Source organism: Paenibacillus illinoisensis NBRC 15959, assembly GCF_004000925.1.
GTDB classification, from domain to species: domain Bacteria; phylum Bacillota; class Bacilli; order Paenibacillales; family Paenibacillaceae; genus Paenibacillus; species Paenibacillus illinoisensis.
This window is the reverse complement of sequence record NZ_BIME01000004.1, coordinates 115,995-139,579: the sequence shown is the minus strand read 5'-3', so window position 1 is coordinate 139,579 and position 23,585 is coordinate 115,995. Positions and strand designations below refer to the sequence as shown.

The following is a 23,585-nucleotide window of genomic DNA, read 5'->3' as shown; positions in this document are numbered from 1 at the left end:
GTCTGAAGTGTACATTCAGTACCATGTAAACAGGAAAAAACACCCCCTGACAAGTCAGGAGGTGTTCATTGATTGCTTTATTGCAGAAATTGTTGAACTGCTTGATTAACCAGTTTGCCGTCCGCTTTGCCTTTAACTTTCGGCATAAGGGCCGCCATGACTTTCCCCATCTCGGCTTTCGAAGAAGCACCGGTTTCCTGGATGGTCTGCTGTACAATAACTTTAATTTCTTCTTCGGTAAGCTGTGCGGGAAGGTACTGACCAATTATATCAATTTCCGCTTTTGCATTTGCCGCGAGTTCTTCACGGCCCGCTTTGTCAAATTCTTGGAGGGCATCTTTGCGCTGTTTGATTTCACGACTCAGGATATCAAGCACTTCGTTGTCATCCAAAGTTCTTTTCAAATCTATTTCAAGATTCTTGATCGTCGAACGAATCAACCGAATGGTGGAGAGCTTGAACTTGTCCTTGCTCTTCATCGCTTGCTTCATATCTTCGTTCAATCGTTCGCTAAGATTCATGTTGTTCAAATCCTCCTAAAACTTTCTCTTACGAGCAGCCTCGGACTTTTTCTTGCGCTTTACGCTTGGCTTCTCATAATGCTTACGTTTCTTCACCTCAGCCAAGACGCCATCTTTAGCGATGGAACGTTTAAAGCGACGAAGTGCAGCATCAATAGTCTCGTTTTTGCGAACTTTAGTTTCAGACACCAGTTTTCCCTCCCTCCGACCAGACCGTCCAAGAGCAATAACACGGTTCATCACCTTTCATTATAGGCGAAAGGTAATAAAGGTGTCAACCTTAACGTAATGATCACTTTATTTATGCGAATCACAGTGCTTCTTTTTTCTCCACCCAACAGGAGATGTAGAGCACAGGATCCATTATGATTTGTGCGAATCCGATAGGCTTGTCAGCGCACCGAGTCTGGTGCCTCCAAGCAGATGATAGTGCAGATGATGGACGGTTTGTTCCCCATCTTTGCCGCAGTTATTAATCAAACGATAACCGGACTCATCGACCCCAAGGCGTTTCGCTGCTTCCTGTGCTGCCAGATGAACCTCACCAATCAGTGCTATATCATCTGCTGTCACATCATTCATGGAAGCAATATGTTTTTTCGGAATAACGAGGACATGTGTCGGTGCAGCGGGCTGGATGTCGTGAAAGACAACCACATGTTCATTCTCCAAAACTTTATTGGAGGGAATGCTGCCCTCTACAATTTTGCAAAACAAGCAATCCATTGTTCATACCCTCCTTTGATTTGAAGATTTATGTATGCCTCTCTATCATACCGTAAGTAAAAAGTGACGTCCAATCTATACATGAAAAATAGTTAAACTCAATAAGCTACCCCTACGCTAGCATGCCATTTAACACCCCGTACAATTCTCATTCTCTATTCATTGATGAACAGCACAAAAAAAGACCTTTCTACATCCAGGTAGGCAGCAGCTTGTTGCCAGGATGAGAATGGTCCTTATGGTTGTTTAAAATCCTAATCTGACATTCAGTCCTTCATTAATAGTATGGCAGCAGTGTTAAAGCAGTCAGCCCGATCAAGGGAAGCACCAGTCTGTTAAAACGTCTGCGACCGTAACCATAGTATGGATAGGGATATGGATATGGATACGGGTAACCGTACCCCGGATAATATCCACGAGCATGAGATGCGGGATAACCTGCTCCCGGCATCGCATTTGGTCCCCAATTTGCATGATGCGCGGCTTCAGGACCAACAGGCACTGCCAAATAAATCATGTCGTCATCCACATTTTCCATAATACCGTCATAATGACTTCCATCCTTCATCTGTACACATACATAACGATGAATGTGTTCCTTACAGATCTTCTTCGCTTCCAACTTCTCCACTTCAGTACGCCTCCCTTATCGTGCTTCATCACCCTTTCATGGTATTCAGATCTGGGCGAATTGACACTAAAGGAACAGGGCAAAAAAAAAGAAGCACCCCATGAGCGGATTTCGAATGAAATCAGCTGCCGCGGACGTCTGACCGGGAAGCTTCCTGATCAAACGTCCGCCGGGGTACTTTACATAAGGTATGTCGGCTTGACTGTAGTATAACAGCTGGTTGAACCTGTATCTGTGAGGTAACTCACTCCAATTCACAAGATTCAATTTAAATATCCTCTTATTTTACAGTGGAAGCAAGTCAATACCGATTCTCCTGCTGTTAAAGTCAGAAAGCTTTATTAGCTTTCGGAGCAGGCAAAGAAAATCTGTATATCAGAGACTCTCCAATACTACCCGTGAACCGCCTCCAGCTTCACTCGCAGGAATAACAACCAGCTTGCGCGGCAGACGAGCCCGCAGTTCCGGTACGTGGCTGATAACCCCGACGGCCAAACGGTCATCATGCAATTTCTCAAGCGATGTAATGACCGTATCCAGCAGATCCGGGTCCAATGTTCCAAATCCTTCATCCAGGAAGAAGAATTGAAGCGGGTACTGGCCGCGCAGCTGAATCTGTGCGGACAAGGCGAGTGCCAGGGACAACGAGGTCAAGAAGGTCTCTCCACCAGATAAAGTGGATACCGGACGCTTAACTCCACCGTTGGCATCATCGCAGATGACAAATCCACCGCCCGAATCCACCTCGAGTGAATAGCGCTGCTTCGTAAGAAAACGCAAACGCTGTGACGCAGCTTGGCTAACCTGCATGAGCTGCTCTTCTGCAATATACTCTACAAATGCATTGCCTCTGAAGGCTGCCTGCAGTTTGCTGAGCTGCTCCCCGTGATGACTCACTTCTACCCGTTTGTTCTCCAATTCGGTCCAGCGAACGTGACGCTGCTGAACATCTTCCAGATCCCGTTCTGCACGAGCCTTCGCACTTAGCGCAGCTTCATCCTCAGCACGTCGTAACTTCAGACGTTCTGTGCAGGCTAACCACTGCTCTTCGGACACTTCTGCTCCACCCAGCTTTTGCTCCAGTTCACGCAGCTGGGAAACCAGCTCACGTTCCCTTTCACGATGATGCTGAATCTCTGCTGCCAGTCGCTCAGCCTCGTCTGCAGGAATCGCTGCCTCCAGAACGGCTTGTTCAGAGTCAAATGGAGATTGATCAAGCAATTGCTGCCAGCGTGCCTGCGCCTGTTCCAGATGCTCCGATGCTGAAGTCAGGGCCTGTCTGGCCATGACGTCTTTCTTGGCAGACTCCTGTTTCAGGTTGTCCGCTTCCTTGAAGCGCCGGGCCGAGTCGGCTGCTGCTTTTCGCAGCCCATCCAGCTGTGACTGCGTGACAGCGATGAGCTCTTCTACACGTTGTTCGCCCACCCACTGGCGCAGTCGTTCTTCCTTCTCGGCCAGCTGTTTACGGTTTCCCTGCCACTCGGTTTGCCACTGGATCAGCTGTTTGTCCAGTTCAACCAGCTTTTGTTGGAGGGACTGTACGGACTGTTCCTTTTCTTCCAAAAACGTGACACTCTTGTTCAGCCGTTCCTTGATGTCTTCGGCACGTGCATCGCGTTCCTGCATCGCCTGATGAAGGGCGACAGCCTCCTCTGGGGCGATGCCGGGCAGTTCTGCGGCCCAGCGGCCTTGCAATGCCGCCGCTGCTGCCTCGCTTTCGGCCAGCTTGCGCTCCGCCTGGACGAGACCGGCACGGCCGGCCTCCTGCGCGGCTGCCGCCTCCATGCGGCGCTGCTGCGCACCCACAGCCGCCTGCTGCAACGCGGCGGCTTGCGTCTGCACTTGCGTCGCGGCGTCAGCCAGCGCACGCGCGGTCTCGCGCAGCGCAGCGGCACGCGCCGCCCAGTCCGCAGGTGAGTGCCCGTGTACGGGCGAACCTGCGGGCTCTTGCTCCGCTGCCGCAGGCGCGGCCTCGGCTGCGGCCGGTGCTTCGCCGGCCGCGGCGCCAAGCTGCGTCAGCAGGCTGCGACGTTCGTGCAGCTGCTGGCGCAGCCCGAAGCGCAGCTCCTGCAGCTCTGCCTGCAGGCTGCGCAGCAATTCCAGGTCCGCATCGCCTGCGTGCGGACCTTCTCCCGGCGGCGCAGCCGGGAGCGGGTGGTGTGCGGAGCCGCACACCGGGCATGGCTCGCCGTCACGCAGCTCGGCGCGCAAGGCGGAGGAGAGCCGGTGCAGCTCCTGCTCGCGCATCGAGCCGCGCAGCTGCTCCTCCGCGCCGGCCAGCAGGCTTTGTTCACGGCCGATGTCCTGCTCACAAGCAAGCATGGCCTCCAGACCCGCCGACGCCTGTTCAATCAACAGCTTCCGCTGTTCTTTCAAGCGTTCCTCTTCGCCTATCGCTGCCTGAAGTTTGCTTTCTGCCAGGCTGGCAGACTGCTTGTACGTCTCCATCTCAGCCTGGTTCTGACGTAGCTGCTCTGCTGCCGTATCCAGCCGATGCCGAAGCTCCAGCGCAGCTTGCAGTTGTCTTCGCTCCTCTGACTTGACTTCATTTGGCTTCAGACTTTCCTGCAATTCTTCCCGCCGTTTTCGTCCACGCTGCTGCAGTTCTTTTTCCTTCTCCAGCTGCTGGCCATGAACTTCCTGCTCAGCCTGTCCTTTCTCCAGAAGCTGCTTCAAACGTGCGCTGTCCTCCAGAAGACTGTCTCGTTCCCGCTGCAGCTCTTTGGCCTGTTCCAACTGCTCCAGCCGAAGCAGCAGCTTGGGTTCGCCCTCAGCCAGCTGTACACGTGTCGTTTCGGCCTTTTCTGCTTCAAGCACAGATAATCGTTCGTGTTCCACGGCTTGTTCATGTGCAGCAGAAGCTGCAGTTTGTCGCAGCTTCTGCTGGGTAACTGCATCCCGCATCGTCTGAAGCGCGGGCAGTATGGCATCTGCTGAGCTTGACTGTTTCAAGCGCTGCTCCCCGGTTTCGATTTGCGGTTCGAGAGCTTTGAGCTTATGTTGTTCATCCAGACGCTTCTGGCGTTCATGACTTAATTCACGTATTTTACCCAGCTGTTCCGCTTCCTTCGCAGCTTCATCCAGTGTCTGACGGGAAAGCTCCGCATGCTTCACGGCCTCCTGCAGAAGACGTTTGGTTTCTTCCAGCGTTTCTTGACTTGCATTGCCAAGACCCTGCTGCTCTGCCAAGAGCGCTTGATGAACCATATCGTTATCCTTCACGCGCCGGCTAAGCTTAATGGCAAGCTGATCCCCGTACTTTTCCAAATGAAACAGCCGCTGCAGCATCTGGCGTCGTTCACTGCCTTTCAGCGATAGAAACTCAGCGAATTTCCCTTGAGGAAGCACTACAGCCCGCGTAAAATCATCCATTTTGAGCCCGATCACTTCTTCCACACAGCGGTTCACATCAGCTAGCTTGTCAGCGAGCACCTGTTCCTCTCCATTTACGGTCTCAATAAATTTACTGATCGTATTGCTTACCGATATTTCGTTATTTCGCTTAAAACGCCGTTCCACCCGAAATCTTCGCGCTCCTTCAGCTGACGACAGTTCGAAGGTAAAAGCGACTGCGAGGGCATCCTCAGCATGATTCATAATCCCCTGAGTTCCGTTAACTGCCCGCTCGACCTTTCCGTACATGGCAAGAGTAATGGCATCCAGCAGGGAAGACTTTCCGCTGCCCGTTGGGCCGAAAATTCCGAATAATCCGGTTTCCGTCAGTACCGTAAAATCAATCTCCTGAGCTTCACGGTAACTTTGCAATCCGGCCACTTTTAATAAAATCGGCTTCATCTTCCTTCGACCTCCTCACGCACACCTGGCTCGTCCTCGTCCACCAATTCAAGGAACAGCTGTACCAGACTGTCCTCCGGCTGTGCCCCGCCCGTCTGACGCTGATAGAACTTGCGGAACAATTCATGCACAGGCAGCTCGGAACGCTGCTCCAGCAATCCGGCAGCGGCCATCTCCGGATACACCGGACGGATATGAATAATGCCATCATGTGACTTGCGCAGCTGCTGGATCTCTTTGAGTGACATGGCATCGTCCAGCCACACTTCCATATCAATGAATGCTTGGGCGTCTCTTCCCTCTTCCAACCAGCGATACACCTCGGCCAGACCTCCGCGTGCCTTCCAGCGCACAAGGGGGCGTCCACAGGACAACAGCACTTCTTCTACATTCGGAGTTCCGCCTGGCGCCAAATCCACCATCGTTACAGATTTGCTCTGTCCTGCTTCCGAGAAGCTGTAGGCCAGCGGCGATCCGCTATACCGGATCACGCCGTCCCCTTTCACAGCCTGAGCGCGATGAAGGTGTCCAAGTGCTGTATATTGGGCACCGATCGATAGTGAAGAGGGATCTACGGTGTAAGCCCCGCCCACCTGAATTGGGCGCTCCGAATCGCTTTCAACCCCGCCCAGCACATATATGTGACTCATCGCCAAATTCACCGTATCCGGACCAAATGAGTTAGCCAGACGCTGCATGAGCATGCCAACCCGGCGGCTATAAGCTTGACGAAGCACATTTTCATCACCATCCGTGGTGAGAACTTCATTAAGCCTTGCCTCTGAAGGATAGGGCAGTGCAGCAATTTGGGCAGTCTCGCCTGTTCTAGGCGCATGAATAGTCACTGCTTCCGCCGTTGGCATACCCACAAGTGTAATCCCCTGTCTGTTTACAAGTGGTGTCACAGAGGCTACCCGTTCCGGCTGATCATGGTTACCTGCAATGACTACCAGTGGTCTCCCCCGCTCGGTAAGCCTGGCTGCCGCCTCGTAAAACAGCTGCTCTGCCGAAGCAGGCGGATTGACCGAGTCATACACGTCGCCAGCCATCAACACTGCATCAGCCTGCTGCTCATCTGCCAGTCTAACAAGTTCATCGACGAATTCTTCCTGCTCACGCAGCCTGCTTCTTCCTTCCAACGTTTTTCCCAAATGCCAGTCCCCGGTGTGCAAAATACGCATATTCCGTTCATCCCCTCTCCCTACAAAAACATAATCATAAGAGCGCCTAGTCCCAAATATTGGCATCTCATTCCTGAATGTCACTATCCAATGCGGAAACAAAGGGGACACCATCGTTTCTAAGAAACCGATTCGTCCCCTTCGTGACTTTCATCGTCAATCGCAAGCACATATAACGAATATATCTTCCGTTTCAAGCTGCTCCATTAAAGTTCTACAGCATGTCCACCATCAAAGAAGTACAGCCACTTCCGATCTACCTTGCGTCCCAAAATATCTTCAATCGCCCGGCCATACAGCTCCAGCTGAAAACGATAGTTTCTGGTCAGTTCGTTTAATCCTCCGCGATGTTCCAGCACCCGGTCCGTTTTGTAATCCAGCAGCGTAAGCTCACCGTCCACCTCGTAGAGACAATCAATGATCCCCTGTACAAGTACGGTTTCATTCTCCAACGAGGCCTGTAGTCCGCTGTCTTCATCCAGGGATTGCATTCCCGCATTCGATGACAGATGCTGCACCCATTCGGCGGGAGAATGCTCTGCTGGAAGTCCATAGATAAAAGGAATCTCCCGTTTTACCCAGTCAGCTCGCAGCAGCTCCGTGCCTGGTTCCGTCTGAAAGAATTGAGCCAAATGTTCAGGTTCAATCACTTCTGCCTGATAAGGCAGCAAAATCTGAAGTGTGGTCAGTCTTGCAAGCGTCTGTTCCACAATCGCGGCATCCACATTCGTTCCATCCAAAGGTAAATGCTGCATCAACGTATGATACACGGTCCCGCGCTCAGCCCCCGTCAACTGTTTCTCTTCCATAAACTTCGGGCGGCGCAAATGCAATTTGAAGGAATGCTCACTCGTGACATCCGTCCGGCCATGCTGTGTCTCACTGACCTTATGTTCGGACTGCGGGTTTTTGAGAACCTCCGCATCATTCATTTGTCTTTCTAGTTCCTCCATCACTTGGAGAGGTTGATGGTCCTGTATCGCAAGCATTGTCTTTAACTCTGAGACGGACGTGCTCGCAGCCACCTGGGTTGCCGCTTCATATGGATACGTCCATGATAGGCGCCGCTCTACGCTTTGCATCCATTCGGTTTCCATTCCGACCCCATCAACCTTCACATCATCTCGTGATGGCTCATCTGGTAAATCTCGATCCATCTCGCCATGGATTGTGGAGGGATGTAAAATCACCGGTTTCACAGCTTGTAGAGCTTTCATTCGTTCTTGGCGAGCTTCTGCCAATTCGTCTTCCTCACCATGTTTTGAATCCACAAATGTCTCCCTGGATACCCAGTCGGCAGACATGACGGAAATGCTCCAGCGTGATTCATCATCCATCAGACAAGCAGCATAGGAGCCTTGTACACCAGCCAGTGCGCGTAATGAAGCCGCCGACGGATGACGAATTAGAGACGGTCCGATCCAATCCAGATAGCTTCGTCCTGCCGCGAGCAGGTAATCCGGCAGAATCAGTTCCGAACTGTCTTTGATCTGTGACCAGGCGGCTGCCTTTTTGGCAGCATCCTTAACTGTCCCAACCAGAATCATTTTCTCCTTGGGCCGAGTCAGGGCGACATACAGTACCCGCATCTCCTCAGCCAGCAGCTCAAACTGGGCTCTGCGTCGAATGGCGAGATTAGCCAGTGTGGGATAAGCCACCCTATTTTCCCGATCCACAAATCTTGGACCGAATCCAAGCTCCTTGTGCATCAAGAACGGTGCATTCAGATCCTGCTGGTTGAACATTTTGGAGATGCCAGCCACAAATACAACCGGAAACTCCAAGCCTTTACTCCGGTGAATGGTCATGATTCGGACCGCATTGTCCTGTTCGCCCGATCCCGCCACTGTTCCCAGATCCCCACCATTCTCACGAAGTCTGGAGACATAGGTCAAAAAGCGGAACAACCCCCGATTCGACGTCGATTCTTCATATTGTCGTGCACGGTCATACAGGGCTTTCAGGTTGCTTTGACGCTGTATACCTCCCGGAAGACCACCTACCCAGTCCAAATAGCCAGTCTCCCTGTATATACGCCAAATGAGTTCACTTAGGCTGCCTTGACGTGCCTCAAGCCTCCATTGCTCCAGCTGGCCCATAAAATGAATTAATTTCTGCTTTAAATCCTTCCCTGCATTGGCTGAGTGCTCTCCTGGATCATGATAACCATCCTTTTTGCTATCCTCATTCAGAGATTGCTGCTCAGATACCACTGACTCTGCTGTAACAGCAGCCTCTTGCTGGACCTGTTCCAGTTCTGACCAGATTTCCGGCCATTGCATCTGTACTGCAAACTTATGATCATTGGTCACTTGCCCGATCTGAGCAGCAGATACAACTGCGTCATAGAAAGACTGCCTTTTATCCCCCAGACGGATTTGTGCCAAATCCTCTTCATTTAAGCCCACAATCGGTGAACGAAGGACTGAAGCGAGCGGAATATCCTGTCTTGGGTTGTCCACGATCTGAAGCAGGGATAACATGATCTCCACTTCCGTTGCCTGAAAATAACCCTTGCTCTGCTCCCCTCCGGCCGGAATTCCCTGCTGCCTGAATTCTTCGATCATTAACGGAGCCCACATCAAGGCAGAGCGCAGCAGGATGACAATGTCGCCGTAACGGGCAGGACGCATTGTTTTTAACGCCTTATCATACACATTCAGCGCAGGCTGATCGGTATCGCCAACGATCTCCCGAATGCGCCGAGCCATAGCCCTTGCTTCCAGTTGAGCCGTTTCCAGTTCGGCACTTTCCAGTTCAGCCGACGCCAGGTGATCTCCATTTTCATCTACACTCTCACCCAGATCCGGGCCTCCCCCTTGTCGGTCAATCAGAAGCAGTTCCGGTGTATAAGCCTCATCTCCCTCGGTTTCTGGTGGAAACGAAGCTCCATAGGCAAGCTGGGCCCGTTCGTCATAAGCGATCTCAGCTACACCCTCATTCATGAGCTGCCGGAACAGCATATTTACCGAATGAACCACTTCAGCACGACTGCGGAAGTTTCGTGCCAGGTCAATGCGTCTGCCTGCACGCGGCGTGCTTGCTTCTCCTTCATCACTTTGGGTGCGAGAGTCGTATTGACGGTATTTATTCAGAAATAGTCCAGGTTCAGCCAAGCGGAAACGGTAAATACTCTGTTTCACATCTCCTACCATAAAGCGATTACCTGGATTCTCCCTGGAAATTAGCTTTACGATATCTTCCTGAACGGTATTGGTATCCTGATATTCATCCAGCAGCACTTCATCGAAACGCGCTCTGTATTCCATTGCTGCATCTGAAGGCATGGAGAGCTCTGGCGTGGAATCCTCATGACGCAAAATGTGAAGACAATAATGTTCCAGATCGCTAAAATCAACCTGCCCACGTTCTTGTTTGGCCAGCTTGTAACGTTCGCCGAACTCACTTACAAGTTTGGACAGTTCCTGCATGAGCGGAGCAGCCTGCTCCAGCTCCTGCCAAAAGGAAAATGCACTCCGGCCAAAGAGCGAGCCTTTCAGATCGGTGATTGCCTTTTTTGCAGCCTCCCGAAGTTCCTTCACTTGTTCCTGCAGCGCCGGATCGGTTTGATCCTTTTTGCAGGGCTTCAACTTGCCAAAAGCTGCGGGCTGAAATACTTCAGGCAGTCTCTCCCATGGCATAACCTCCACGGCAGACAGGAGCTCCTCCACCATGGCCAGATCTTCCTTTAAGGTATCCGCATACGGTTTTGGCCCTTCCGGCTGCAACGCAATGCCAATGCCTTGACGCAAGAGCCCCGCTGCACCGCTCAGGGTAAGTGCGGCATCACGTAAAATGCTCTGTACCCATGCTGAATGACCAAGGGCCTCTACGCTTTCAACTTGAAATGCAGACGCCATTTCCGCGAGCCAGTGATCCGGCCAGGAGTGACTGCGCGAGAAATCATACAGGCGCTGCACAAGCCGGTGCATGGCATCATCGTTCCGTTCACCGCTGAACCAGTCCACAAGCTCACGGAATGTGCTGCCTTCGCCTTCTTCCCCGTATTTATCTTCAAACAGCTCTTCCAGGAGCTCCTGACGCAGCATTTCGCCTTCATTCTCGTTCAATATTCGAAAAGCCGGGTTAAGCGGAATTTGCTGATAGTAACGGCGGATGACTTCCATACAAAATGAATGCAGCGTTGTGATTGAAGCTCGCCCAAGCAGCGATAACTGTTTGCGCAGATGCTCTTCCTCAGGTTCTTCCTCGAGTGCACGTTCAAGTGCTTCCCGAATACGCTGCTTCATCTCAGCAGCAGCCGCCTTCGTAAAGGTAGCCACCAACAATCGATCCACACTGAAACCACGAGAAGAATCAGCTATTTTACGAATAATCCGTTCGACCAACACAGCTGTTTTACCCGATCCCGCTGCTGCAGCAACGAGAATGTCTTCACCACTCTGGGAAATTGCACTCCACTGGTCATCGCTCCAGAAGCTGCCTTCCGGTTTTGGCATATTCGTCATGACGTCTCCCCTCCCTTGTTGTGTGACAGCATGTCCCAGATTTGCTGTTTGCCCGGTTTGGACAACAGATTATATTCATTGCCTTCAATATTCTCATCAAATTGACAAACAGGTTTAAACGGACAGAATGTGCATGCAACCTCCTGCTGAATGCGATAAGGCTCTATGGCCACATCCCCATCCGTAATGCGGGTCCCGATCTCCCGGATATTGCCTCGAACAGATGCGAGCAGCGTGTCCCACTGGTCTGGCGTAGCTACCGCTGCGCTGCTATAGAAGCTGCCGTCCGCCTTGAGTGCAACAGGAATGATGGCCGAGTAGCCTTTATCCAGCGTGTTATCCATCTGAGCAATGGCATCACGATCTGCCAGAAGCAGGCCCTTCATTTTGAATCGTTTCAGCAATTCCTGTCCCGCCTGTTCTGAGGTCATGCCGTTCGCAGATTGCAGCAATGGGTTATGCACATGGAAATACAATGTTCCCCCAGGCATCGCCGTTTCTCCCAGCCACTCTTCGGCAGCACTAAGCAGTACTTCCAGATACGTAAGCATCTGCAGGGACAGTCCGTAGTACACTTCATGCAATTTGAGATCCGTCTGGCTTGATTTATAGTCAATTACCCGAAGCAAAAGTCCATTTTCTCCCTCGGCCACATCAACCCGGTCAATCCGGCCCACAATCTCCATCACACACCCGTTCTCCAGTTCGAAACGAAGAGGCGGCAAGGGTTTGCCAGGCCCAAAGTCCAGCTCAAGACCAATAGGTTCAAAACTTCCCCGTCTGGATTGCTCACCCAAAATGACCGAAGCCCGGCTTACAATATCCTTCAGTTTGCGGAAAATGTAGCCGTAACGCTTCGTGCTCAACAGAATCTCGCCCTGAAGCTGCGGGGCGATCTGATCCACCGTTTGCTCCGCTTCCTTGCGGCATTGTTCCGGAGAGAGGCTGCCCCAGCTGCGGTTCTCTTCACGCAGTCGTATCGCCAGCTGACTCAGGGCAGCATGGAACAGCTGCCCAATGTCCGGAGCTTGAAGACGATATAACTGACGCTCTTTCAACCGTAATCCGTGCGAGGCAAAATGGGAGAATGGACATGCCACGAATCGTTCCATTCGCGAAACGCTTGTCCGCACCTCCGTGCCATACAATCGGCGGCTTGTCGAAGTGCGCAGTGGCAATGCACGATTGCGATAAAAAATGGAGCCCAGCAATCGCTCCAGCTGAGGTCTGAGGCTCTCATTGGTGCAGTGCCAGTTGTAGACCGACCACCAGAGTTCAGGAATCTCTTCACCCCTGCGCCATCTGCGCAGCTGCCCAATCAGAACCGACAGACTCTGCTCTGGATGAATAACGTAAGGCCAGTGAGCTTCTTCCAAACCCGTTACTGGCGGCTGTGCAAGAAGCGGCGTTTCATTCAATCCGAACATCTTTCGTACATGTCTCATGATTTCCGAAGGCAAAAGCGTTTTGCCCTCATCATCAGCCACAGGGTAACTCAACCACAACTGCTTACTTGGAGCAGTCAAGGCGGTATAGATCAGGAAACGCTCGTCCAGCATTCGTCTTGTCGTGCCAGGCCCGAGACCCATACCTCTTTCGGTCAACAGCTCCCGTTCCTGCTCCGTTAACACGCCATCTTCCTGCGGGACAGCCGGAAGTTCACCGTCCACGGCACCCAGGATGAATACATATTGGATATCCTGCAGCCGCGTCCGGTCCATGGAACCGAGCAGCACCTGATCCAGCGCCGGCGGTACAAGTCCTAGCTTCAGCTCAGTCAACCCCGTCTCCATCAGGCCCGCAAACAGATCGATGTCCAGTCGTTCCGTTCCCATCATATCCACCATCTGGTCCAGCAGATCCAGGACAGCTCCCCACATCTGACGATGTTCCCGCGAACGCTCCGGGTCGCCCTGAGCTGCTGCCTCAGCAGACATCATTTCCAGCTTCCAGGGAATTTCTGCGTCTTCGAGCAGTCCATATAGTGCAGCACACTGTTCTCTTGCCGTCTTGGCCTTGATCATGCGTTTCTCAAACGCAGCCATCGGATCCGTAATGACCGTTCGGCATTTTTCCATGAGCGACAGCATTTGTTCCCGCCCTCGGCTTCGGCCGTCCTGTCCATTGTCTTCCAGAGACAGACTCGGGACGTATTTCCAAGGCTTGCCGTCGGTCCAGCGGTATCCGTGAATCCCACACGCGAGTATATAATTTTCGAGCTGGTCCATATCTTCACGAGTGATGGAACCATCACGAGGAAGCAGCAGATCCGTTTTGACACAGCGAAATACATCTTCGTAACGCCAGCGGCGACGAACGACATCAATTGCAGAACGAATAAATTCGGAGAGCGGATGATGAAGCTCACTTCTTCTGCGATCCAGGAAAACGGGCACGTCATAGTCCCTAAAGAGTGGCTCGGCAATATCGGCATAGGCTTCGAGCTGACGAACGAGTACGGCCATGTCCCGATAACGCACGCCTTCCTCCTGGGCCAATCTGCGCATTTCCCGCAGTGCACCTTCCATCTCAGCCCTGCGATTTTCGGCTGCGTATAACTTCACGCCCGCATCGCGGCCATCACTTTTCCAACGAACCCTTCGGTCGAAACCAGATTCCAGATGGGCCAAGCCAGGGCTGTGCTCATACCTTGGCAAAACAGCCGGCTGCAGCACTGTCGTTTCGCTCAAGACTCCCAAATCATCTGCCATACCTTTGAGACGCGCATATGCACTCGCTGTTGGATGGAACAGATCTAATTCGCTGGGCAGCGCCCCGTGATCATATGGCCGGTCCAGGGTCAACGTAATGGTTACTGAAGAGGACTGGAGCATCAGTCTTCCAATTACGCTCATTTCCTGTGGTGTAAAGCCCTGAAAACCGTCAATCCAGATTTGTGCATCCTGAAGAAGCTCACTCTCTGCCAAACGTTCGTTCAGTTCTGTCAGCGTGTCTTCATCATCGATGTAGAGTTCCGTTAGTTCCTGTTCATAATCTCGATATATAAGAAGCAAATCATGTAACTTATCACCCAGGATCGGCGCTGAAGAAGATGTATTCCAATTAGAAAGACCTTCTTCCAATAAGCCGGGATCTAGTTCATAACGCTTAAACTCACTGTACAAATCATTCAAATGCCCTATAAAGCCCAATTGATTGCCCGAAGCGCCAAAAAGCTTCAACTCTTCCTTGCGCCGCTGTAGTACTTTATAAAGCAGCATCTTTTTCCCCTCGGCTCCGATTGGAATCCGCGCAGACCCTCCCGCTTCCTGCATGATACGATAGGCTAGTCGGCGAAAACCCAATACTTCTGCACGCATGGTGCCTTTGATCGCGCCAGAAGAAACCAGAGCCTGCTCGGTGCGAAACGAGCTTTGTTCCGGAACCAACCATATAAGTGGTTTGCCTTGAGGTTCCTTTTGAAGCAAAGACGTAATTTCCCGGGTAATCAGCGTCGTCTTGCCGCTGCCTGCCCGGCCAATAATAAAGCGTACAGACATGTCTAATCCTCCAAACCATCACGAACAAGATTTTAATTCCCAGTATAACATATCTGACCTGGTTCGGAACATACGTTTGCCACAATCCGGTAAAGACAGGATGGTTTCCTGTAACACGAAACAAGCCCACAGCTTATTACACCGTGGACTTGTTTCTTAACGTCAACTTTTAACAAAATGACAGATCAGTTTGTTTTGCTGCGCACTTCAAAAATGGCAAATTTCAAGTAATGCCCTTCATCCACACCCAAAATTTGCGGGTGATCCTTGCCGGCAGCTTTCCATTCAATCAGGCGCAGTACCTTGCCTGCATCTTCGGCAGCATCCGCAATCGTTTCCAGGAAGAGATCGGGACGCATATGATACGAACAGCTCGCTGTGACCAAATACCCACCTTCATTCACAAGCTTCATGCCATGCAGGTTAATATCCTTGTATCCACGGCAGGCGCCTTTGACTGCTGATTTGGTTTTGGCAAAGGCAGGTGGGTCAAGAATGACCACATCAAATGTTTTCCCGCCGCCAGCTGCAAGCGCTTTGGAGGTATCCACTTTCTGTTCGGCAGCCCGCGCACGTACGGAACGCTCTTCTACTCCCTTGACCTGTTCACGTAAATACTGGAAGGCGTCAGCGACAACAAATTCTACCCGATCCGTAAAACCATTCAATTCTACATTGGTGCGGGCACTTTCAATAGCATGCTCTGAAATATCCAGGCATGTGACTTTTTTGGCTCCATATTTGCAAGCATTCAGCGTGAAGCTGCCCGTGTGCGAGAAGCACTCCAGCACAGTAGCCCCATCCCAATAGGGGAAGGTTACCACTTTACCACTTTTATTTACAGGCAGCAGCTGGTGGCTTCCCTCTTGTTCCACTTCCTGCAACGTAATTCCGCTTTTATAGCCCCAGCCCTTCATAAGCGGTTCAATTGCCGCCCGATTCTCGCGCTGGTCGAAGAAATAGCCTGTTTTCTGGCCTTCCACGATATCCACTTTAATAAGCAAGCCATTCTCGGTTACCGTCACATGACGTGGGCACTCCCCGTACAGCGGTCCTTTGGTCTGCTCGAGTCCTTCCAGCTCCCGAATCGGCACATCACTACGCTCATAGATTCCTTCCGGCTGCATCACTTCAATCAGAGCCTGTACGATGGCTTCACGGCAATGATCCATTCCCAAGGTAAGCAACTGTACAACGAGAACACTGCCAAAACGGTCCACGATCAGACCCGGCAGAAAATCAGCTTCTCCATAAACGAGGCGATACGCCTCTCCATCCTGGATAAAACGTTCCCGGTGACGCAGGCAGTCGCTGAAGCGAGCGGCAAAAAAGGCGGTGTCCATCTGCTCAAACTCTAGCGGTTGATATGAAACGACTCTGACAGTAATCTGTGAAGCCGGGTTATAGTATCCTGTCGCCAGATAACGACCTTGATGATTCAATACGTTGACCAGATCTCCCGGTTCGGGGTTACCGTCAATAGAGGCTATTTCGTTGTTATATATCCATGGATGTGCATGTTCAAGCCGCTTTTTGCGACTGCGTTCCAGTGTAACCGATGGCAAAGTAAATCCACTTCCTTTGTAGTTAGTTAGTTGAAAAGATAGGTTTGGTGCAAATGGAGACCGCTGCGGGGACGGATTGGTCTTCCGATCGCTGTTATCCCTGGATTTTTTTTGATTCCCTTTTTACAAAGGGAAAATCCAGGGATAAACGCGAACGCTTCGCTTCCTCTGATCCAATTCCGTCCCCTCCGCTCCGTTTGCACGAATCACCGTATCTCTTGAATGGTGAGGTGAATAGGTTAAAACCCAATCCTAAATTACGAAAATGGCAAAGTACATGTTGCCGCTACTTGAACGGATTGGCCCTCCGATCGCTGTTATCCCTGGATTTTTCTGATTCCCTTTCTACAAAGGGAAATCCAGGGATAAACGCGAACGTTTCGTTTCTTCTGATCCAATTCAGTTCGCACCAATGATCTCCGGCTGTCATGGTTGTCCTCTCTTATTCATAAGATGAGATAACGACTAGGCACGGAAGGAATGATGAAACGAGATGTTCAGAGATGTTGTGCTGCCGCTCATATATGGGCTAATTATCTTTTTTGGTGGAATGAAACTGATGGAAACGGCCTTGCAGCGAATGGCTGGGCCAATGCTGGCCGGGTGGCTTAACCGAGCTACTTCGGCTCCATGGAAAGGCATGGCTTTCAGTGCAGGAGCCACGGCAATACTACAGAGCAGTACCGCCGTTACGGTGCTCACCATTGGTCTCGCGAATGCAAGATTAATTACCTATGGTCGCACACTAGGCATTATTCTGGGCACGAACATCGGTACATGTCTGACAACCGAGTTGATTGGGTTACAGATTGGACGTGCTGCCCTGCCCTTGCTAGTCATCTCTCTTACAGGTTGGGCTGTCTTTGTTGTTCTTAGTGAACGCAATCAAGCAGCCCCCGAACACACCCGAAGATTCCTAATTAACTCACAATACAGCTTTCTTGCAGCTGCCGGTTTTGCTTTGGTGATGACCGGCATTCAAGTCATGCAATCCATCGCCGTCCCCCTGCGCAGCATGGGCGTGTTCCAGTGGTTTTTGGATCGCTCGGCTGACAGCCTGTGGTGGGGGTTTCTGGCTGGTGCCTGCCTTACAGCTCTCATTCATAGCAGCGCAGCTGTCATCAGCATGGCGATTACGCTGGCGGCTACTGGAGTGCTGCCTGTGGAGATCGGTATTGCCATCGTGATCGGGTCCAATGTCGGGACTTGTGTCACGGCTGTCATTGCAGCTGCTGGCGGAGCGTCTGCGGGCAAATTCGTTGCAGCCTCCCATGTTGTATTGAACATTGCGGGAGCCTTGCTTTTTATGCCGCTGATCGGGTTGCTGCATGCAGCTTCAGCTTGGCTGTCAGCGGACTACGGGGCACAGATTGCGCATGCCCAGACCCTTTTTAACATCATCAGCTCACTGCTTGCATTACCCCTGTGCTATCTGCCAATCTGGCACAAAAAACCACCTGCCTCCGCTCCATCAGCGAAATCGCCCGCGGCATGATGCTTGGCTCCTCTACTTGGAAAAAAACCAAGCATCGCCCTACGGCAAAGCACTATACGTTAATGCCCAGCTTGTTCAGTGCCACGCGCAAAATGTTATCGTTGTTGTCGTAACCGTTCTGCTGCTGTCTTGACCAGGCCTCTTCTGGTGCGTACCAATCGACTCCCTTGATCTCTTCGATCTGCGGCTGCAGGTTTCCGCTCTCTGCTTCAACCAGATAATAGTGAACTTCCTTGTCTACCGGACCAAATTCAACGTGCTGATATGTGTAGGCAATGATATCGACAGGCTCCACAATTCGGCCGACCATGCCTGTCTCTTCCAAAATCTCGCGCAAGGCGGTTTCCTCTACCGTTTCCCCTGCTTCCATCTTGCCTTTGGCAAGTGTTGTTTTGCCATAACGATCAACAATAAGCTGAATTTGAAGACTGCCGTCTTCCCCTTTACGATAGACTACACCGCCTGCGGATATTTCCTTTTTGTTCATTCTGGTTTCCCCCGTTCACAGATATGTCTTGCCTTTAGTTGAAAAACAAGGACCTCATCTCCCCGGGTACGCTCCCCAAGGAAATGAAATCCTTGTTTTACTGACGCCTCGATTACATCGCTGCGGACTTCAGATTATCTTCCAGTACACGAACCAGCGTAGCCTGGCTTTCGTTTACACCCGCTTCGGTCACTTTGACGCGGCACACTTTACCGATCATGTCCGTAGAGCCATCGAATACGAGCTGAATGTAGTTATCGCTATAACCATGCAATTTCCCGCTGCCTTCACGGCCTTTGGCTTCACCTTCCGGAATGACATCCAGAACCTGACCTACAAATTTCTGTGCATAAGCCAGCTGCATTTGTTCAGACAGGTCGATCAGTTCATGCACACGGGCATTTTTGACTTCTTCATCCACCTGATCTTCCATTCGGGCAGCCGGTGTTCCTGTACGTTTGGAGTACGGGAATACGTGCATCTCCGAGAAACCGATTTTTTTCATCAATTCATAGCCGTTACGGAACATTTCGTCTGTCTCACCCGGGAAACCAACGATAACGTCCGTTGTAATAGCAACATCCGGCATCGCTTCACGAATACGAAGCATTTTGTTGTAAAATTCTTCGGTTGTATACTTGCGGCGCATCCGCTTCAATACGGTGTCATCACCCGCTTGCAGCGGGATATGGAAGTGACGTACCAGCTTGTCCGAACGCTTAATGACATCCAGCATCCGATCATCGATCTGGCTCGCTTCAATGGAACTGATACGAATCCGTTCAAGGCCTTCCACTTTATCCAGATCCCACAGCAGATCAGTCAGATCGTAGTTCTCCATATCGTCACCATATCCACCGGTGTGAATGCCTGTCAGCACAATTTCCTTATAACCGGCATGTACAAGCTGGTGAGCTTGCTGAACTATGCTGTTTGCTTCCCGGCTGCGGGAGAGCCCGCGTGACCATGGAATGATGCAGAACGTGCAGAAGTTGTTGCAACCGTCCTGAATTTTCAGAAATGCACGCGTACGATCCGCGAAGTCCGGCACATCCATCTCCTCAAACACACGAGTTTTCATAATGTTCCGTACGGCATTGACTGGCTGACGGGACTCCTGAATTTCGCGAACATAAGGTAAGATTTTATCCCGGTCCTGCGTTCCGATGACGAGATCCACTCCAGGAATGTCGAGAATCTCTGCTGGCGAAGTTTGGGCGTAACAGCCCGTAACTGCCACAATCGCATCCGGGTTGCGACGAATGGCACGACGGATGATTTGACGGCTCTTTTTGTCCCCGGTATTCGTTACCGTACATGTATTAATCAGATATACATCTGCTGTCTGTTCATCGAAGTCCACTTGTTCGTAACCTTCATTTTTGAACAATTGCCAGATCGCCTCTGTATCATAAAAGTTAACTTTGCAGCCCAAGGTGTAAAACGCCACGGATGGCATAATTACATTCCCCCCATTTCTCCGGATTCATATAAAACACAAGTCAGCGCTGCCATCCCTGCGGTCTCGGCACGTAATATTCGCTTGCCCAGCCCAACGGATACCGCGCCTGCCTGATCAGCTTCCAGCGTTTCTCTTTCGGAGAACCCGCCTTCAGGTCCAACCACAATCAACACGTCTGCAGCCGCATCAGGTGCGAGCTGTTCAATAAACGGCTTCAGCGCATCGCGCAGCTGCTTGCCGTTCTCCTTTTCATAACAATAACATACCAAACTGTAGCCCTCAAAAGAAGACAGCAGCCCTTTCCAGGAAAGTGGCTGCTCGACGGATGGAATGCGATTCCGATGACTTTGTTCAGCGGCTTCCTTGGCAATTTTGCGCCACCGCTCCAACCGTTTGCCTTCTTTCTTGGCATCATATTGGACAATCGTCCGTTCCGAGAGGAAAGGTACAAAGGCTACCGCTCCGATTTCGGTACACCTCTGAATAACCGTCTCCATCTTGTCACCCTTCGGCAAGCTCTGGGCCACCGTTACGCGAATACGGGCTTCATGGTCCATTTTCAGAGATTCCACGATATTTGCCGTTACCTGGCCAGCTTCGATACTCTCAATCTCCACTAAAGCCTCACGACTCTGTCCATCACTGACAATCAGTTTATCTCCAGGCTTGCCACGCATCACTTTACCGATATGGCGCGCATCATCTCCCAGAATGATAACAGAATGCTCTGTAAGCTGTTCTGCAGATACAAAATAACGCTGCATGGGTTTATCCACCTATTCTTTCCTGTTATGACTGGCATTCACCCTGCCGTGCGGCAGGCGTGAATCCAATCGCCACAGATGATCATACAACTTTTATGTCCTTCTGACCAGCATTTCAGTCCAAAAAACCTTGAATCCAACCTTATCAAAAGAAGCCCAAAATCAAATACGAGAAATCCACATACATGTTATATGCCAACTGGTATAAAGGTTGGATGGTTACTCTTTGCAAAGGAGGAATGATCAGAATTAGTAGAAAGATGAAAATGGACCATTGCTCCACTCCTTGAAGCTTGCGACTGATGGACGGTGGCAAAATATCTTCAAGAATTCGATATCCATCCAGAGGTGGTAGCGGGATCATGTTAAACAAAAACAGGAAAAAGTTCGTCAGGTTAAACATGTAAAAGAACGTGGAAATCGCCGTGAACAGCCGTTCATTCTCAATCCCGCCCATGACGCCAGAACCAACCAGCGAAGCGTATATAATCGTTCCGACAACAGCTAGCAGCAAATTACTGAGCGGTCCAGCGAACGATACAATGACACCCATTAATCTTGGTTTGTCAAAATTCGCACGGTTGACCGGAACAGGGCGCGCCCAACCGAACCCGGCAATGACAAGCAGCAGTACACCAAACAAGTCAAAATGCACTACTGGATTAAGGGTGACCCGACCCAGCAGCTTGGCGGTCGGATCCCCAAATTTATTGGCAAAGTACGCATGGGCAAACTCATGTACAGTGAAAGCAATCAGAATGGTCAGCAGGAAAAACGGAAGCTGATCAATGGGGTAACGAAAGAACGAATTTAGAAAGTCCATTCGTTACCTCTTTCTGGCAACATAAGCCAGCCAGTCCTCATCACGGTGGACCGCACTAATTTCAAAACCGGAAGCAACGAGTGCATCATGCACGACCTGCTCTTTGTTTTTCCAGATCCCTGAAGCAATATAGACACCGCCTGGTTCCAGTGCATTGTATACATCATCAATAAACAGCATAATAATCTCGGCCAAAATATTGGCTACGATCACTTTCACAGGCAGCTGAACACCTAATGCAGGATCTTGGCTTCCAAGAACAGATAGGAGATCACTCTCTTTAACCGTAACTTGCTCCTCCAGGCCGTTCAGATGCACGTTCTCCTTCGCACTCGAAACTGCAACCGGATCAAGATCCAGTGCCAGAACATGCTTTGCACCCAGCTGAATGGCACCGATCGCCAAAATACCTGAGCCTGTACCCACATCAATGACTTCCTCGCCGCCCTGGATCACCGTTTCCAGCGTCCGCAAGCATAGGGATGTTGTCGGATGTGTACCTGTACCAAAAGCCATACCCGGATCCAGCTCGATGATCTTCTCTTCCGGACTTTCTGGTGTGTAGTCTTCCCATGTCGGTTTGATCGTCAAACGATCGGATACGCGGACCGGCTTGAAGTACTGTTTCCATGCGTTAGCCCAGTCATCTTCATCTACCGTACGAACCTCATACCGGATCTCACCCGCATCAATATCAAATTCGGAGAGCTGCTCAATTCTCGGGTTAACCTCGGCTTTAAGGGCTTCCATGTCCGTACCTTCCGAGAAATACCCTTTAATCACAGCTAGACCTTCCGGAATATCATTCAAAGGCAGCTCATACCACTGGCCATATGACGTATCACGTTCTTTATTTAGTGTGCCAGATTCTTCGATCGAGACCCCTCCAGCACCTGCTTCATGCAAAAAATTCGAGATCATTTCCACAGCTTCTTCTGTGGTATGTATTGTTAGTTCATGCCATAACATACTTGATTTTTCCTCCTCATTTTTCAAACATCCCAATCATTGTACTACACAAGGGAGCAGGAGCACAAAACCGTTCCTGAGATTTAAAGCAAAAAAACAGGACACCCGCAGCTAACTGCTCGGATATCCTGTTTCAAATTATGCTAAAAAAAGGGAGAACCTTCAGCAAAAACGCCCACCATTCTGGGTAATCATCTCTGCCGCCTGAGGGAGATAGTCGCTTGGTAATGAAACGGTCAGTAGGATCTCTTGCCCAGAAGGAGCGGATGCACGTTGTTCTTTCATATCCGTGACCTCGCCATTGGACAACATCTCAGGTTCATCACTGATGAGTGCAAGCACATTCAGTTCGCCACTGAATCCCCCTGTTATAGCTGTAGGTGCTTCATCCATATGCTCCTGCGGTTCTGTGTCTCTTGCAAGCGACTCGCTCGCAAGGCTCTCGATGCTCAACTGATTCGGATGCAGCAATGCCAGAGCCCTTCGTGCAGATTCGGCTTCAGACCAGCTGGTGAATACCGCCTCGATGGTTACAGCCGAGCGTTCTTCATTCATGAAGCTCCCGTCCCTGACGACGATCAGCCGCTTCACTGCGCCGGAGTGCCTCTACGTCATCATGGTCCGCGACCTCAGCACTGAATTCCACATCTTCGTTTTTAGCGGATTGCATCCGTTTCATCTTTTCCGTTTTTGTCAAAATCTTGCCTGGGCGTTCGTGTTCAGCCATCGTTATAATCCTCCCTCAAAATAAGTAAGTTAGTCCGCTTATTTCTAGATCATTCCACCAGCTTGTTCAATAATGGATAACGCTCGGTGATGAACCTCTTCGTCAACCACAACTGTTAACAATACATCTCTGCCGGTAGGACCTTCTTGTCCACCATCACTCATGCCACTTGCAGAGGGATCTGCTGCGGCCATGATTCCCGCTGTTGCATTCGTACCAAGCGCACCAGGTACCCATGATGAGAAGCTGCCGGAAACTCCTGGAGTATAGGAAGCGCCACTGGGTCCAATACCTGCGTAACGGCTGAAACGATTAATGGACAGGTCTTCCACACGCAAGGCTTCCAACTTTTTGGCTGCCCCCTCGGCCTGCTCCGGACTATGAAAATAGGCCAAAATGTTTTTTTCGGTCATTCGGTTCACCTACTTCCCAATATTGCGCATACAGTTATGCATGATCGTTCTCGCCTT

The 23,585-nt window shown here is 50.9% G+C and carries 18 protein-coding genes; 1 reads left to right on the top strand and 17 read right to left on the bottom strand.

Annotated features, from left to right (window positions below; all coding sequences use genetic code 11):
* Positions 1–77 precede the first annotated feature (77 nt).
* From PIL01S_RS11985 to PIL01S_RS11945, 9 genes are all read right to left on the bottom strand, one after another.
* Positions 78–521, bottom strand: coding sequence for a GatB/YqeY domain-containing protein (locus PIL01S_RS11985; RefSeq protein ID WP_095289878.1), 444 nt, complete (start codon positions 519–521; stop codon positions 78–80).
* Positions 522–536: 15 nt separating this feature from the next.
* Positions 537–710 (bottom strand): 30S ribosomal protein S21, encoded by a 174-nt coding sequence (gene rpsU, locus PIL01S_RS11980; RefSeq protein ID WP_005547957.1) that lies wholly within the window; start codon positions 708–710, stop codon positions 537–539.
* A 174-nt stretch (positions 711–884) separates the two neighbouring features.
* A complete protein-coding gene (locus PIL01S_RS11975) occupies positions 885–1,247 on the bottom strand; it encodes a histidine triad nucleotide-binding protein (RefSeq protein WP_095289876.1) in 363 nt (120 codons plus the stop codon).
* Between the two features lie 277 nt (positions 1,248–1,524).
* Positions 1,525–1,878 carry a hypothetical protein gene (locus PIL01S_RS11970; protein ID WP_127537751.1) on the bottom strand — a complete coding sequence of 118 codons (354 nt, stop codon included), beginning with the start codon at positions 1,876–1,878 and terminating at the stop codon, positions 1,525–1,527.
* 375 nt (positions 1,879–2,253) lie between these two features.
* Positions 2,254–5,673, bottom strand: coding sequence for an AAA family ATPase (locus PIL01S_RS11965; RefSeq protein ID WP_127537750.1), 3,420 nt, complete (start codon positions 5,671–5,673; stop codon positions 2,254–2,256).
* Positions 5,670–6,854 (bottom strand): exonuclease SbcCD subunit D, encoded by a 1,185-nt coding sequence (locus tag PIL01S_RS11960; RefSeq protein ID WP_127537749.1) that lies wholly within the window; start codon positions 6,852–6,854, stop codon positions 5,670–5,672. Before PIL01S_RS11960 ends, PIL01S_RS11965 begins: the two co-directional genes overlap by 4 nt.
* A gap of 206 nt (positions 6,855–7,060) precedes the next feature.
* The gene (gene addA, locus PIL01S_RS11955; RefSeq protein WP_127537748.1) at positions 7,061–11,323 is read right to left on the bottom strand and encodes a helicase-exonuclease AddAB subunit AddA; all 4,263 of its coding nucleotides are present in this window, start codon (positions 11,321–11,323) and stop codon (positions 7,061–7,063) included.
* Positions 11,320–14,823 carry a helicase-exonuclease AddAB subunit AddB gene (gene addB / locus PIL01S_RS11950; RefSeq protein WP_127537747.1) on the bottom strand — a complete coding sequence of 1,168 codons (3,504 nt, stop codon included), beginning with the start codon at positions 14,821–14,823 and terminating at the stop codon, positions 11,320–11,322. Before addB ends, addA begins: the two co-directional genes overlap by 4 nt.
* A 185-nt stretch (positions 14,824–15,008) precedes the next feature.
* Positions 15,009–16,388, bottom strand: coding sequence for a class I SAM-dependent rRNA methyltransferase (locus tag PIL01S_RS11945; protein ID WP_127537746.1), 1,380 nt, complete (start codon positions 16,386–16,388; stop codon positions 15,009–15,011).
* A 493-nt stretch (positions 16,389–16,881) separates the two neighbouring features.
* On the opposite strand from PIL01S_RS11945, the gene PIL01S_RS11940 reads away from it, so the two are divergent.
* A complete protein-coding gene (locus PIL01S_RS11940; protein ID WP_127537745.1) occupies positions 16,882–17,883 on the top strand; it encodes a Na/Pi cotransporter family protein in 1,002 nt (333 codons plus the stop codon).
* Positions 17,884–17,935: 52 nt separating this feature from the next.
* Here PIL01S_RS11940 and PIL01S_RS11935 read toward each other — a convergent pair whose 3' ends face one another.
* From PIL01S_RS11935 to PIL01S_RS11900, 8 genes are all read right to left on the bottom strand, one after another.
* A complete protein-coding gene (locus tag PIL01S_RS11935) occupies positions 17,936–18,370 on the bottom strand; it encodes an NUDIX hydrolase (protein ID WP_127537744.1) in 435 nt (144 codons plus the stop codon).
* 112 nt (positions 18,371–18,482) lie between these two features.
* Positions 18,483–19,829 (bottom strand): tRNA (N(6)-L-threonylcarbamoyladenosine(37)-C(2))-methylthiotransferase MtaB, encoded by a 1,347-nt coding sequence (gene mtaB, locus PIL01S_RS11930; protein ID WP_127537743.1) that lies wholly within the window; start codon positions 19,827–19,829, stop codon positions 18,483–18,485.
* Positions 19,830–19,831: 2 nt separating this feature from the next.
* Positions 19,832–20,596 (bottom strand): RsmE family RNA methyltransferase, encoded by a 765-nt coding sequence (locus tag PIL01S_RS11925; protein WP_127537742.1) that lies wholly within the window; start codon positions 20,594–20,596, stop codon positions 19,832–19,834.
* 145 nt (positions 20,597–20,741) lie between these two features.
* Positions 20,742–21,419 carry a site-2 protease family protein gene (locus PIL01S_RS11920; protein WP_127537741.1) on the bottom strand — a complete coding sequence of 226 codons (678 nt, stop codon included), beginning with the start codon at positions 21,417–21,419 and terminating at the stop codon, positions 20,742–20,744.
* A gap of 3 nt (positions 21,420–21,422) precedes the next feature.
* Entirely contained in the window at positions 21,423–22,388 is a 966-nt protein-coding gene (gene prmA, locus PIL01S_RS11915) for a 50S ribosomal protein L11 methyltransferase (protein WP_127537740.1), read from the bottom strand.
* Positions 22,389–22,550: 162 nt separating this feature from the next.
* A complete protein-coding gene (locus PIL01S_RS11910; RefSeq protein WP_127537739.1) occupies positions 22,551–22,943 on the bottom strand; it encodes a hypothetical protein in 393 nt (130 codons plus the stop codon).
* Complete coding sequence (locus tag PIL01S_RS11905) at positions 22,936–23,115, bottom strand: YfhD family protein (protein ID WP_095289850.1); 180 nt, start codon at positions 23,113–23,115, stop codon at positions 22,936–22,938. The genes PIL01S_RS11910 and PIL01S_RS11905 overlap by 8 nt, the downstream gene beginning before the upstream one ends.
* A gap of 44 nt (positions 23,116–23,159) precedes the next feature.
* A complete protein-coding gene (locus PIL01S_RS11900) occupies positions 23,160–23,528 on the bottom strand; it encodes a hypothetical protein (RefSeq protein WP_127537738.1) in 369 nt (122 codons plus the stop codon).
* Between the last annotated feature and the right edge of the window lie 57 nt (positions 23,529–23,585).